Origin of the sequence: Larsenimonas rhizosphaerae (assembly GCF_026240105.1) — a bacterium.
GTDB classification, from domain to species: Bacteria; Pseudomonadota; Gammaproteobacteria; order Pseudomonadales; family Halomonadaceae; genus Larsenimonas; species Larsenimonas rhizosphaerae.
This window is the reverse complement of the sequence record NZ_JAPIVE010000001.1, coordinates 466,433-478,789: the sequence shown is the minus strand read 5'-3', so window position 1 is coordinate 478,789 and position 12,357 is coordinate 466,433. Positions and strand designations below refer to the sequence as shown.

Annotated in this window: 10 protein-coding genes and 2 tRNA genes; 5 read left to right on the top strand and 7 right to left on the bottom strand. The window is 56.4% G+C overall.

The annotated features are described in order from the left end of the window. Positions 1–3: 3 nt before the first annotated feature. A complete protein-coding gene (sdhD, locus tag OQ287_RS02170) occupies positions 4–351 on the bottom strand; it encodes a succinate dehydrogenase, hydrophobic membrane anchor protein (RefSeq protein WP_265895439.1) in 348 nt (115 codons plus the stop codon). Further along, positions 345–743, bottom strand: a complete 399-nt coding sequence (sdhC, locus tag OQ287_RS02165; RefSeq protein WP_265895438.1) for a succinate dehydrogenase, cytochrome b556 subunit — start codon at positions 741–743, stop codon at positions 345–347. Before sdhC ends, sdhD begins: the two co-directional genes overlap by 7 nt. Positions 744–1,162: 419 nt before the next feature. On the opposite strand from sdhC, the gene gltA reads away from it, so the two are divergent. Next, the gene (gltA, locus tag OQ287_RS02160) at positions 1,163–2,446 is read left to right on the top strand and encodes a citrate synthase (protein WP_250936377.1); all 1,284 of its coding nucleotides are present in this window, start codon (positions 1,163–1,165) and stop codon (positions 2,444–2,446) included. 311 nt (positions 2,447–2,757) lie between these two features. On the opposite strand, the gene OQ287_RS02155 is transcribed toward gltA, so the two are convergent. The 3 genes from OQ287_RS02155 to gltX form a co-directional block, all read right to left on the bottom strand. Continuing rightward, positions 2,758–2,833, bottom strand: a tRNA-Glu gene (locus OQ287_RS02155). Positions 2,834–2,838: 5 nt separating this feature from the next. Beyond that, a tRNA-Ala gene (locus OQ287_RS02150) sits at positions 2,839–2,914 on the bottom strand. A 106-nt stretch (positions 2,915–3,020) separates the two neighbouring features. Beyond that, positions 3,021–4,508: a glutamate--tRNA ligase gene (gene gltX, locus OQ287_RS02145; protein WP_265895436.1), complete on the bottom strand. Its 1,488-nt coding sequence runs from the start codon at positions 4,506–4,508 to the stop codon at positions 3,021–3,023. Between the two features lie 137 nt (positions 4,509–4,645). On the opposite strand from gltX, the gene cydD reads away from it, so the two are divergent. The 3 genes from cydD (at position 4,646) to OQ287_RS02130 (ending at position 8,958) form a co-directional block, all read left to right on the top strand. After that, positions 4,646–6,412, top strand: coding sequence for a thiol reductant ABC exporter subunit CydD (gene cydD, locus OQ287_RS02140; protein ID WP_265895435.1), 1,767 nt, complete (start codon positions 4,646–4,648; stop codon positions 6,410–6,412). Continuing rightward, positions 6,409–8,160: a thiol reductant ABC exporter subunit CydC gene (gene cydC, locus OQ287_RS02135; protein ID WP_250936374.1), complete on the top strand. Its 1,752-nt coding sequence runs from the start codon at positions 6,409–6,411 to the stop codon at positions 8,158–8,160. The genes cydD and cydC overlap by 4 nt, the downstream gene beginning before the upstream one ends. A gap of 69 nt (positions 8,161–8,229) precedes the next feature. Next, a complete protein-coding gene (locus OQ287_RS02130) occupies positions 8,230–8,958 on the top strand; it encodes an SDR family NAD(P)-dependent oxidoreductase (protein ID WP_265895434.1) in 729 nt (242 codons plus the stop codon). Between the two features lie 3 nt (positions 8,959–8,961). Here the strand turns inward: OQ287_RS02130 and OQ287_RS02125 are convergent, their stop codons facing one another. Then, positions 8,962–9,939 (bottom strand): quinone oxidoreductase family protein, encoded by a 978-nt coding sequence (locus OQ287_RS02125; protein WP_265895433.1) that lies wholly within the window; start codon positions 9,937–9,939, stop codon positions 8,962–8,964. Between the two features lie 327 nt (positions 9,940–10,266). Here OQ287_RS02125 and OQ287_RS02120 point away from each other — a divergent pair, with 327 nt between their 5' ends. Beyond that, positions 10,267–10,890, top strand: a complete 624-nt coding sequence (locus OQ287_RS02120; RefSeq protein WP_265895432.1) for a helix-turn-helix domain-containing protein — start codon at positions 10,267–10,269, stop codon at positions 10,888–10,890. Between the two features lie 56 nt (positions 10,891–10,946). Here OQ287_RS02120 and OQ287_RS02115 read toward each other — a convergent pair whose 3' ends face one another. Next, positions 10,947–12,260 (bottom strand): carbohydrate porin, encoded by a 1,314-nt coding sequence (locus OQ287_RS02115; protein ID WP_265895431.1) that lies wholly within the window; start codon positions 12,258–12,260, stop codon positions 10,947–10,949. Positions 12,261–12,357 lie beyond the last annotated feature (97 nt).

The window sequence follows — 12,357 nt, the reverse complement described above, 5'->3', positions numbered from 1 at the left end:
TACTTAAGCTCCCCAAAGTACCTGAACGCCCCAAACCACAAAAGCAAACAATGCCACAACGACAGCAGTCTGCACCCCGAGACGAACACAGGACTTCTTGATGTAATCCGTCGATACGATCCAAAGGCCGACCCAGGCGTGAGCAGCAATGGAGAGCAACGTCAACAACGTAAATATGCGCATCCAGGTGCGCTCGAACAATCCGCTCCAGGCAGCATAATCAAGGTGCGGATGAAACAGCAGAAATGCCACCATGAAGACCGTAAAAAGAGTCATCAGTACGGCGGAGACACGCTGAATCAGCCAGTCGGACACGCCGGAACGACCCAGATTTGTAATATTGGTTACCATACCCACACTCCGGCCAGAATCACGATAACTGCGCCACAGACAACGGCAATCTGCGCGCCGCGCTTGCCACCTTCAAGAGTCTCGCCATAGCCGGCATCCATCAACAGATGCCTGACACCCGCAACAAGGTGATACCCGAGGGCAGACAACAGCCCCCAGCACACCAGCTTGGCGAGTGCATTGCCTGACAGAACATCCTGCACCGCTTCAAAACCATGCGGCGATGACAGCGAGGTATCAAATGCCCACAGCAGGAAGATCAGCCCCACAAACAGAATAATGCCTGTTACGCGGTGTGAAATGGAGACAAGGGACGGGAGGGGAAACTGCATACTCGATAAATCGAGGTTAACGGGTCGCTTTTTCGGCGACGGATTTTTTCTGCTATTCACGGCGCGTTCACTCTCTCTTTCTCCATCAGCAAAGCCACGCTTGGAAGCCGTTACCAGGAGATCGTTTTGGATGTGTCACGGAAAGAAGGCCAGAGCACGCTCAGGACAGCCAAAGCCTCATTGCGCGGTGCAAAAGTATAGGCTGTTGCAGAACGTATGACAAATTGCCACGCAACAATATCCCGGCATGGCGGGCCAACACCCGGGAAGGCCTGATGCGTTTATCGGCAGAGCGCATAAAAACTTTGTGCTCTGCAGCATAACCCATCATCATGAAAGCCATCGTTCGCATTCAGCCCATCGTCAAACAAATTGACAATGTCTACCGTGATTCTATAGTGGGCAGGTCAAAGATGACCGGGCAAGGCATGCAATCAATAACTTACGCGTACCGTACTATATAATTACAGGAGGCCATGATGGCTGAAAAAAAGGCGCAGCTGATTATCGAAGGGCATGATACCCCTATCGACCTGCCCATCTATAGTGGAACTCTCGGCCCTGATGTCATTGATGTAAGAAGCCTCATCGATTCAGGGTACTTCACATTCGATCCCGGCTTCGTATCGACCGCCTCCTGTGAATCAGAAATAACGTACATCGATGGCGCCAATGGCGTACTTTTGCATCGTGGCTACCCGATCGATCAGCTTGCTGAACATTCGAATTATATCGAGATGGGCTACCTGCTGCTCAACGGCGAGCTTCCGACCGAAGAACAATACCGTGAATTTGATTATCATGTTCGCAACCACACCATGGTTCACGAACAGATCGCCAACTTCTTCAAGGGCTTTCGTCGTGACGCACATCCAATGGCCGTCATGTGCGGCGTTGCCGGGGCGCTGTCAGCGTTTTATCACGACAACCTGGACATCGATGATCCGGAAAACCGTGAAGTATCAGCGATCCGCCTGCTGGCCAAGATGCCGACCCTGGCGTCCATGTGCTACAAGTACAATATTGGGCAGCCCTTCATGTATCCGCGAAATGACCTGTCCTACGCGGAAAACTTCCTTTACATGATGTTTGGCAACCCGTGCGAACCGTTTGAGGTCAACCCCGTGGCAGCCAAGGCCATGGATCGCATCTTCATGCTTCATGCAGACCATGAGCAGAACGCCTCGACGTCAACCGTACGTCTGGCCGGCTCCACCGGTGCAAACCCGTTCGCATGCATCAGCGCAGGCATCGCGGCACTGTGGGGCCCCGCCCATGGTGGCGCCAATGAAGCCGTGCTCACCATGCTTGAGGAAATCGGCGACGAATCCGAAGAAAACATTCAGCGCTATGTCGATCGCGCCAAGGACAAGGATGACCCGTTCCGCCTGATGGGCTTTGGCCACCGTGTCTATCGCAACTTCGACCCACGCGCCAAGGTCATGAAGGAAACCTGTGACGAGGTACTGGCCGAACTCGGCACAGGCAACAACGCCAAACTCAAGATCGCCAAGCGGCTGGAGCAGATCGCACTTGAAGATGAATACTTCATCGAGCGCAAACTCTACCCCAACGTCGACTTCTACTCAGGTATCATCCTGGAGGCACTGGGCATCCCGACCAACATGTTCACGGTCATTTTTGCCATGTCACGCACGATCGGCTGGATCTCTCACTGGAACGAGATGATCAAGAACGGCGTACGCATTGGCCGGCCACGCCAGCTGTACAAGGGATATGACAAGCGCGACTACCCCGCCTGACCTCCCGCCAACACGGCAAGATAAAAGCTGCTTTTCGAAGCAGCTTTTTTATGAGCAACTCCTTGGATGTTTTCCACACTTTCTGTGGATAACCCTGTTGAAAACATTCGGAATAGCGTTCAAGAGAGCCATGACAGGCGGGTTACAGACAGATTGAACATTTTTTGACCAGACATAACCCAATGATTTTATTGAATATTATCTAAAATATTGATTCATGGCGACAGAATGACAGTGCCGCTCGACCGGCATGCACGAGAGGAAGTCGCAGTGGACAAAAATGATATTGTCAAGAACAGGAGAGAATAAAATGGCGTCCCATAGGGGGTTCGAACCCCTGTTACCGCCGTGAAAGGGCGGTGTCCTGGACCACTAGACGAATGGGACGTAAATGGTGGAGCCTATCGGGATCGAACCGATGACCTCAACGCTGCCAGCGTTGCGCTCTCCCAGCTGAGCTAAGGCCCCACAAGTGCAATTGCACGGAGGGTGTCCTGCGGGACATTCCCGAAAAGACGGTGCGCATCTTATGCGACCACCGCCCTCCCGTCAAGCCTTCATGACACAAACAGCATCAGAAACTGTCGAGCGCCTTGAAACGTTTTTCCAGCACCTTGGTTCGCTTCTTCGATGGCGCACCCAGTACGGTGATCGCATGGCGGAGCCGCGCACGCGTGACATCGGATCCCAGAATGGCCATGGCATCCATTACCGATGTTGATGATGTACTTCCGGTAACGGCCACAAAGACCGGCGCCAGAAACTGCTTCATCTTGAGATCAAAGTCTGTTGCCAGTAGCTTGACCTCCGCCATGAGGTGCTCCTTGTCCCAGTGCCGTACCACTTCCAGCCGCCATACCAGCAACTGAAGCAAATCAACCACTGTCTCGGCATCGAGTTTGACGTCCTCGAAATCTGCTGGCGTGACAGATGGCAGCCCACCGAAGAAATGACCGGCCAGCGGCATGACATCTGACAGTGTCTGAATCCGCGGGCGTACCTGAGGCAGGATCTGCTCGATATACTCCTCATTGAAGGCCCACTGCATCATGTGACGCAACAGTGCCTCATTGCTCAGATCCTCGCGAATATACACCCCGTTGAGCCATGTCAGCTTTTCAAGATCGAATACCGGACCACCCAGCGATACCCGCTGAATATCAAACGCAGCCATCATCTCGTCGAGCGTGAACTTCTCCTTCTCATCCGGCATGGACCACCCCATGCGCCCCAGGTAATTCATGACCGCCTGGGGCAGAAAGCCCATCCTGCGATAGTAATTGATCGAGGTCGGGTTCTTGCGCTTGGACAACTTGGACTTGTCCGGATTACGCAGAAGAGGCATATGACACAGTACCGGCATATCCCAGCCGAAATACTTGTACAGCAACTTGTGCTTGGGCGCCGAATTGATCCACTCCTCGCCTCGCAATACGTGCGTAATCCCCATCAGGTGATCATCCACGATGTTGGCCAGGTGATAGGTGGGCATGCCATCCGACTTGAGCAGAATCTGGGCATCCACCTGCGCCCAGTCCACCTCGATGTCGCCTCGCAGCAGATCATTGATGACACAGACACCTTCGGAAGGCACCTTCATCCGCACCACATGAGGCCACCCCTCCGCCGCACGCCGCATCACTTCCTCTTCAGGCAGTGCCAGATCCTCAAACTTCAGCGCAGCAAACTGCCCGTTGGCCTTGCGCTCGTCACGCAACGTATTGAGCTCGTCACTGGTGCGATAGCATTTGAAGGCATCGCCCTGCTCCAGCAACTGATCGGCATACCTGCCATAAATGTCGCCACGCTCGCTTTGACGGTAGGGGCCATGAGGCCCGCCAACATCGGGGCCTTCATCCCACTCAAGGCCCAGCCAGCGCAGGCTGTCCAGGATCATCTGCTCGGATTCCGCAGTCGAACGCGTCTGGTCAGTGTCTTCGATACGAAGAATGAATTGCCCACCATGCTGGCGCGCAAAACAAAGATTAAACAGGGCGATATACGCCGTACCAACGTGAGGATCGCCGGTGGGTGAAGGCGCAACGCGTGTTCTTACCGTCATAATGTCCAACCATTGGTAGCAGGGAGGTTCAGGGCAATTATACGGGAAGAGGCCCTGTTGTTCGACGTGCGACACCAGGTCGCTTCATCACACCCCCCAGTGCTATACAATACGGCTTTGCCGTATTCGGAGCCGTTATGCCAGAACGCCCTACTGCACGTCAGTGGCTATCCCGAAATGCCAGGCGCGCGTCATTCTGGCCCTTGATAAGCGTTGCCGCCGGCGGCGCTTCTACCCTGCTGCTGTTTTTGCTGGCCTGGGCCATCGCCAGCATCGTTCAGAAAATGATACTGGATGATGCTGATCTCTCAACACTGACGCCCTATCTTGTTGCCCTGCCACTGGCCTTTGTCGGCCGAGGCGCTCTGAGCTGGCTCAAGACGGAAGCCGGCACTCGTACAGGTATTCTGGTGCGCCAGTCCATTCGCCGTGAACTGCTTGAGCACCTGGGAGAACGTGGCTCGTTATGGGCACGCCGTCAGCACAGTGCCACCCTTGGAAACCGTGTATGGGATCAGGTAGATGCCCTGCAGGGCTATTACGCTGACTTCCGCCCCCAGATACTGCTCAGCGGACTCGTCCCGCTCATGATCCTGTGTGTGGTGTTCCCGCTTAACTGGGCTGCCGGACTGATTCTGCTGCTCACGGGGCCACTGATCCCCATGAATATGGCCATGGTAGGAATGGGGGCCAAGCAGCGGCAGGAGGAGCAGTTTCAGGAAATGACCCGAATGAGTCGACACTTCCTGGACACCCTGCGCGGACTGACCACCCTTAAACTGTTCGGTCAAAGCCGACAGCAGGGTCAGATCATTTACCGGGTATCCGAAAACTTTCGCCGCAAGACCATGCGTGTACTGAGACTGGCCTTCCTGTCATCCACGGTGCTTGAATTCTTCAGCTCGGTATCGATTGCGCTGATGGCGATCTATATAGGCTTTACATACCTGGGCCAGTTTCATTTTGGTGACTGGGGGCATGGCCTTGATCTTTTTACCGGCCTGTTCATCCTGATTCTGGCGCCCGAGTTCTACCAGCCACTGAGAGACCTGGGCGCGCATTACCATGCCAAGGCGGAAGCCGAGGCCGCCGCGGAAGACCTGATCCCCATTCTCGAGGCCAGGGCAACACCGCCGGAAGCCAATATGCTATCGGCTCGCTGGCAGGTACCAAACAGCCTCGGACTGGTACTCGATAATATTCACGCCCGCTATGATGGGCAGACCCGTTACGCCATCGAAGGGTTGACACTGACACTGGCGCCGGGCGCCTGCCTGGCCGTTGTCGGCCCCAGTGGCGCAGGCAAGTCCACCCTTCTCAATGTACTGACAGGCGCCCTGTCTCCGGCCCAGGGCACGCTGAGCACCAGTGATGGCGAGGATGTTGCCCGAATGTATCCCGGTGACTGGCAGGCAGCCCTGGGCTGGGTGGGTCAGAGCACTTCGCTTCTGTCGGCAAGCCTGGCCGACAACCTGAGACTGGCCAACGTTGATGCCAGCGACCAGACACTTGAAGCGGCGCTGAACGAGGTGGGCCTGCTTGAATGGGCAAGCAGCCTTCCTCAGGGCCTGTCGACCCGACTGGGCGAACAGGGGCAGCCGGTATCCGGCGGCCAGGCCAGACGCATTGCGCTGGCTCGCGCCTTTGTCCGCCAGGCCCCTCTGATCCTGCTCGATGAGCCCACTGCAAGCCTTGATCAGGACAGCGAACGTCACGTCATGGCAGCCCTTTCTCGCCTCAAGGCTTCTCATACGCTGATCATTCTGACTCATCGGCTTGATCTTCTGCAGCTGGCAGACCAGGTCCTGGTGCTGGACAACGGGCACATGCGCGCCCTGGATACGCCGAACAACCTGGCAGGCACGCCAGGTTTTGGCCCCGACACTCATGGAGGTACTGCATGAACCACCGCCATGCGTCCCTGCGCCCTTACCTGAGACAGATGAAGTCACATGCCCTGCTGCTGGGGCTGGGGGTACTTCTCAACCTGGTTGCCGTAGCATCCACCATTGGCCTGATTTCGTTGTCGGGCTGGTTTTTAAGCGCCAGTGCTCTGGCAGGCGTAACCGCCGCTACCGCGCACAGCTTCAATTTCTTCCTGCCCTCTGCCGGTGTGCGATTTTTTGCCATCACTCGAACCGCGGGCCGATACGGGGAGCGAATCACGACTCACGAAGGTACCTTCAGGCTGCTGTCACGCCTGCGACGCAGCCTGTTCAACACCATCGAACCCCTGTCACCGACGCAACTGCAACGCTATGGCAGCAGCGACCTGCTGACGCGTCTATCCAATGATATTGATGCCCTGGACGGTCTGTATATCCGAGTCATCACCCCGTCGCTGGTCGCCTTGCTGGCCATTATCGGTTGCGGTGTGGTCATCGGCATCTTTGCGCCCGCGATTGGCATGGCCGCAGCCATCGCCATGCTGGCCAGTGGCCTGGCAGGCCCCTGGATTGCCATGAAAAAGGGCGCCACACCGTCACGTGAATGGCAACGCCTTGATACGGAAGGACGTGTGTATCTACTGGAAAGACTGGCCGGCCTGCCTGAACTACTACTCTATGGACAGTGGTCAAGGGAAAGGGAAACCCTGCTGAGTCATGCCCGACAGCGTGACCAGCGGGAAATGACGCTGGCAAGACTCTGGGGGGCCTCTCAGCTGCTGAATCAGTGCCTGCTGGGCCTCACCATCACCGGCGTACTCGCAGCAGCAGCCTGGTACGCCCGGTATCATGAGCTGGACCCGACATTGATCGCCCTGATGGGCCTGACGATTCTGGCCGGTTTCGAAGCCATTGCACTGCTGCCACGAGCCTGGCAGGAGCTGGGCAAAATGCGCCGCGCCGCAGCCAGGATTGACGAAATACGCCATACGGCCGACCCCATTCACTTCCCCGAGACCACCGGTACACAGCCAGTAGACTCCCGACTGGATATCAATGAATTGAGTATCACTCTGACCCCGGGCATTCGTACGTTGAATGCCCTGTCACTGACACTTGAAGCCGGTGTTCATCTGGCGCTTCTGGGCCCTTCCGGCAGCGGCAAGACCACTCTTGTCAATGCCCTGACACGGTTTGTCATTCCAGAAAGCGGTCACATTCGGCTGGGTAACGTAGCGCTTGAGACACTCAGCGAAAAGGATCTGCGCAACAGTATGGCCGTCGCCCCACAGGACGTGCACCTGTTCATGACCAGTTATCGAGAAAACCTTCGTATTGGCGCCCCGGCCGCCGACGACCACACCTTCATCAGCCTTCTGGAAGAACTGGGACTGGGCAGCTGGCTCAGTGAGCAGCCCGAAGGCCTGGACAGCTGGCCGGATGAAGGGGGCAGCTCACTGTCGGGCGGACAATTACGGCGATTCGGCGTGGCCCGGGCCCTGTTGTCACCGGCGCCCATTGTCATTCTGGACGAGCCGACCGAAGGGCTTGATGTGGAAAGCGAGCGCCAGGTCATGGCGACCATTTACCGGCATACCCAGGGGCGTACGCTTCTGCTGATCACCCATCGCATGACAGGCCTTGATCAGATGGACCGGATCGCCATCATGCAGGCCGGCAGTCTCCTGGAAGAAGGCACACCCTCTGCGCTCATGGCTGATACCTCCTCACGGTTTCACACATTGCAGGGCCGTGTCGTGCTATAGCACCTTCGGGCATTGCCGGTGTTATCTATACTGGGATATCACCGGACAATGCCCCCTTCAGGAGATGCCATGTTTTCTCACCTGCCAACCCCCTTCAACGCACTCGTAACCGGCGGTGGCGGCCTGGGCCAGGCCTTTGCCACTGAATTACTGACATATCGTGATGTGAAGAGACTATGGCTGACCACACGGCGCGAGCTTGAACTTGATGACGAACGTGCTCGCGTGCTGCAGCTGGACGCAACAACTGCAGAAGGCCAGCAGGTACTGGCAGATGAAACGGACGGCCACCCGATTCATTTATGGATTCATACCGTCGGGGCGCTGCATTCAGACAGTATCCGTCCCGAAAAACGCCTCGAAGCGCTTGATACCGATCAACTGTCGGCGCTGTTTCGCATCAATGCGGGCAGCTTTGGCGGGCTGCTTGGCCACTTGACGCCCTCCCTGTCTCAAGGCCCCTGCATTGTGGCGGCACTGTCCGCACGGATCGGCTCGATTTCCGACAACCGCCTGGGCGGCTGGTATGGCTATCGCGCCAGCAAGGCAGCCCTGAACATGTTGATCAAGACGGCCGCAATCGAGATGAAGCGTCGCAATCCCCAGGCCATCCTGCTGAGCCTTCATCCAGGCACTACCGACACCGAGCTCTCAGCCCCATTCCAGCATAATGTGCCAGCGGAGAAACTTTTCACTCCCGACTACGCTGCCCGCTGCCTGCTGGGCGTCATGTCGCGTCGAACCCCTGAAGACAGTGGAAGCTTCAGGGACTGGAACGATATGCCTGTCGACTGGTGATACTCAGGGGATCAGAATGGTCGAGCCGGTCGTACGACGCTCTGTCAGGGCATCATGAGCTTCGCCGACACGATCCAGCGAAAACCGTTGCCCGACAGGCACCACGACCTGACCACTGCGGATGACCTCAAACAGCTCGGCTGCCATGCTTCTTGTCCGCTCGGGCGTGGTGGCGTATCCGGCCAGACTGGGACGCGTTACAAAAAGAGAGCCCTTCTTGTTCAGGATGGCCAGATTGACCCCCTCGACCGGACCCGAGGCATTTCCGAAGCTGACCATCAGCCCCCGTGGCGCCAGGCAGTCCAGTGACATTTCCCAGGTATCCTTGCCCACGGAATCATATACCACATCGCACATTCGGCCATCGGTCAGCTCCCTGACCCGCGCCACCACATCCTCACGGGTATAATCAATGGTTGCCCATGCACCAAGCTCGCGTGCTCGTGCCGCCTTTTCAGGGGTCGATACGGTACCGATCAGTCTAACTCCCAAGGCATTGGCCCATTGACAGGCCAGCGACCCCACACCGCCGGCAGCCGCATGAAACAATACGGTATCTCCCGCTTCAACGCAGTGAGTCTGGCGCAGCAGATATTGCACGGTCATGCCCTTGAGCATCGCAGCTGCGGCCGTCTCGAAGGAAATATCGTCCGGAAGTGCCACCAGATGTTTTTCAGGAAGGCAGTGCCAACTGCCATAAGCCCCCAGCGGCCCCTGTGCATAGGCAACTCGATCGCCCGGTGAAAAGGCGGTGACCCCGTCACCTACTGCCTCGACAATGCCAGCCCCTTCAGTACCCAGGCCGGAGGGAAACGAGGGAATCGGATACAGTCCTTCCCGGCCATACACGTCAATGAAGTTCATGCCGATAGCCTGATTGGCAACCCTGACACACCCTGCGCCTGGCTGCTCCGGATGTTGTTCGACGACTTCAAGCACATCACTCCCACCGTGTCGACGTATCTGCACCTGCCTGCCCATGTCTGGCCCTCCATTAACGTGAAATGTACCCAGGGAAGACTACGCCGGTCCTTCCCGCTCAACAACCGGCACCAAGGCCGCCACCACAGGACGGATCAAGATAAAACTAATACTAAATTACCACTCCCCATGTTTAACTCTTAATGAAAGATCACTTTAACTTACTATCACAAAGACATTTTTTAACGTAAACAATTCTCATGTTTGTTTATCATGTAGATTGTTCAAGCAATTAAACTAATTAATAAGTATTAGCATCAAAAGAGAAGCACACTTAGGAATCATGCTTTTATACTGTCGAATCAACACCGAGAATGAGAGCTATTGATGAACAAGCTTGGCGAGCGAATTCGCAGCCTGCGAGAGAAGGCTGGCCTCAGTAAAGCTGCCCTTGCCCGACGGGTAGGTGTCTCGGATGTAACAATCTCCTATTGGGAAAGCGGCGCCATACAACGGGTCGGGCATTCACGACTGGGGCCATTGTCACGCGCGCTCAACTGCAGCGTGGGCTATCTGCTGGGTGATACGAAACACGGCACGCAGGACTCGTTCGATGCCTGTAATGCCTCACAGCACGGGGTCTGTATTTTCTCGCTGACACGAGAACCTGCCTGCCTGAATGGTGGCAGCCAGGCCCTGGGGAGCATACCGGCCAGTCTCCTGCCGGAGGCATGGCAGGAGCAGGACGGATACCTGCTCAGGCCGGATGACCGGTCACACTTTGATTTTTGCCACGAAGGTGACTGGATGTTTGCAGCACCGGCGCTTCGATTTACAACGCCCGGGCTGTATGTCATGGAGGAAAAGGGGCAGCTGATCATTCAGCGGCTGGTCAAGGAGCCTTCAGGCTGCTGGGCTGAAAACAGCCGGGGGGAACGCAAGGCACTGGCCGTCAGCGCTCTGCCAAGAGCACGCGTGCTGGGTGTATGGCAACCGATCACACTGTACTAGAGTGATCCGCGACCACACACCAGCAAGAAGAATGCCCCCTGCGGGGCATCCCCGTTCTAAAGCGTAGCCTGCACCTTCAACCCGCCTACCAGTGCATTATCAACATCCGTCACTCCGCCAGGATGCACCATGTACTGAATATTCGGCCGCAGGGTAAGCCAGGGGCTCATATGGAAACCGTAATAGACCTCCATATCATATTCACTGCCCTGAACCGGTGAATAAAGGACACTTCCAAATGCCTGACCATTGTTGTTACGGCGCTGGCTTCGAGTGACATCATCATTGACGTGTACCCATGCAAGCCCCACGCCCATGTCATCCTTCGGACGCGCGTCAAACGGTCCGACATAACTCATCGCCGCAGAAAGATATCGGTCAACATTGGCCGTCTGATGGTCGTTGTAGATGCCCTGGAACGTCAACGTCATGCCCCGATGGACATCCCCGTCACGGGCGGTGACCTGCTGCTGAGCCACAAAATAGGCGCCATAGCGGCGGCTTTCCTGGCGAGGATCACCATTGCCGTTTTCAAGATAGACAGCATCGGCAGGCGCCGAGCTGTAGTACCCACCGATGGCATATTTCCCCGGCAGTTGCTGCGTGCCAAGGCGAGGCGTCCAGCCAAGCTCCACTGGTACCAGTGTTCCCGTGGTACCACTGTGCTTGAGATCCAGCGCATTGCTGACCTCGAGGTTTGAGGGGTTCTGGTTGAACACCCCGACCTGAGCGTACCACTCGGGGGTCATGTTCAAACGCACCCGCCCGGCCCACTGACTTACCGGCCAGTTGTACCAGATACCGCCGGCCCAGTTTCCTGGCTGACCGCTGCCCAGTGCCAGATTCTGGAACTGACTGTCGATGCTGGCGAAGTCACCGCCGACCGGGATACGCCCCAGCTTGATATCCAGGGTGTCATCAAAATAACTCTGCTGATACCACAGTTGGGTAATGCGCGTGGTTTGTCCACGCCCCCAGACTTCCTGAGTCGATGACAGGGCTCCGCTGCGCGGGTCGACCACGCGGTCACGGGTAATGTCCCGACCGTTGCGATCCGTCAGGCTGAACTGGAAGGTGGCATTGGGAATGGAAAACAGACGATCAAGGTCCAGGGTCGTACCCAATGTCCACTGGTCACTGTAGCGAGCAGTGCGATCATGGTTATACCCGCCAGCCGCGTTCCATGCGGACTCGGAGACGTACCCCAGGGTAAACGAAATGCCCTTCTCTTCCAGTGCCGTTCGCTCCCCCCCCCAGTCACCCAGCATCCATGGAGAATCACTATCCAGAACGGAATAGGCCTGAGCCTGCGATGCCATCAGCATGGTACCGCCCAGACACACTAAAAGACCCGCTACCTGCCGAGACATGATTACTGCTCCTTATCGTTATTCATTGATTACCTGAAGGAGGCACTATTGTTTCATGTCCCAATCTTTTTCCAAGCTTAATTTTTTCCCGATTCTT

Coding starts and splice junctions, on each gene's coding strand:
- sdhD (WP_265895439.1), bottom strand. CDS start 351: ATGGTAACCAATATTACAAATCTGGGTCGTTCCGGCGTGTCCGACTGG.
- gltA (WP_250936377.1), top strand. CDS start 1,163: ATGGCTGAAAAAAAGGCGCAGCTGATTATCGAAGGGCATGATACCCCT.
- gltX (WP_265895436.1), bottom strand. CDS start 4,508: ATGACGGTAAGAACACGCGTTGCGCCTTCACCCACCGGCGATCCTCAC.
- cydD (WP_265895435.1), top strand. CDS start 4,646: ATGCCAGAACGCCCTACTGCACGTCAGTGGCTATCCCGAAATGCCAGG.
- cydC (WP_250936374.1), top strand. CDS start 6,409: ATGAACCACCGCCATGCGTCCCTGCGCCCTTACCTGAGACAGATGAAG.
- OQ287_RS02130 (WP_265895434.1), top strand. CDS start 8,230: ATGTTTTCTCACCTGCCAACCCCCTTCAACGCACTCGTAACCGGCGGT.
- OQ287_RS02125 (WP_265895433.1), bottom strand. CDS start 9,939: ATGGGCAGGCAGGTGCAGATACGTCGACACGGTGGGAGTGATGTGCTT.
- OQ287_RS02120 (WP_265895432.1), top strand. CDS start 10,267: ATGAACAAGCTTGGCGAGCGAATTCGCAGCCTGCGAGAGAAGGCTGGC.
- OQ287_RS02115 (WP_265895431.1), bottom strand. CDS start 12,260: ATGTCTCGGCAGGTAGCGGGTCTTTTAGTGTGTCTGGGCGGTACCATG.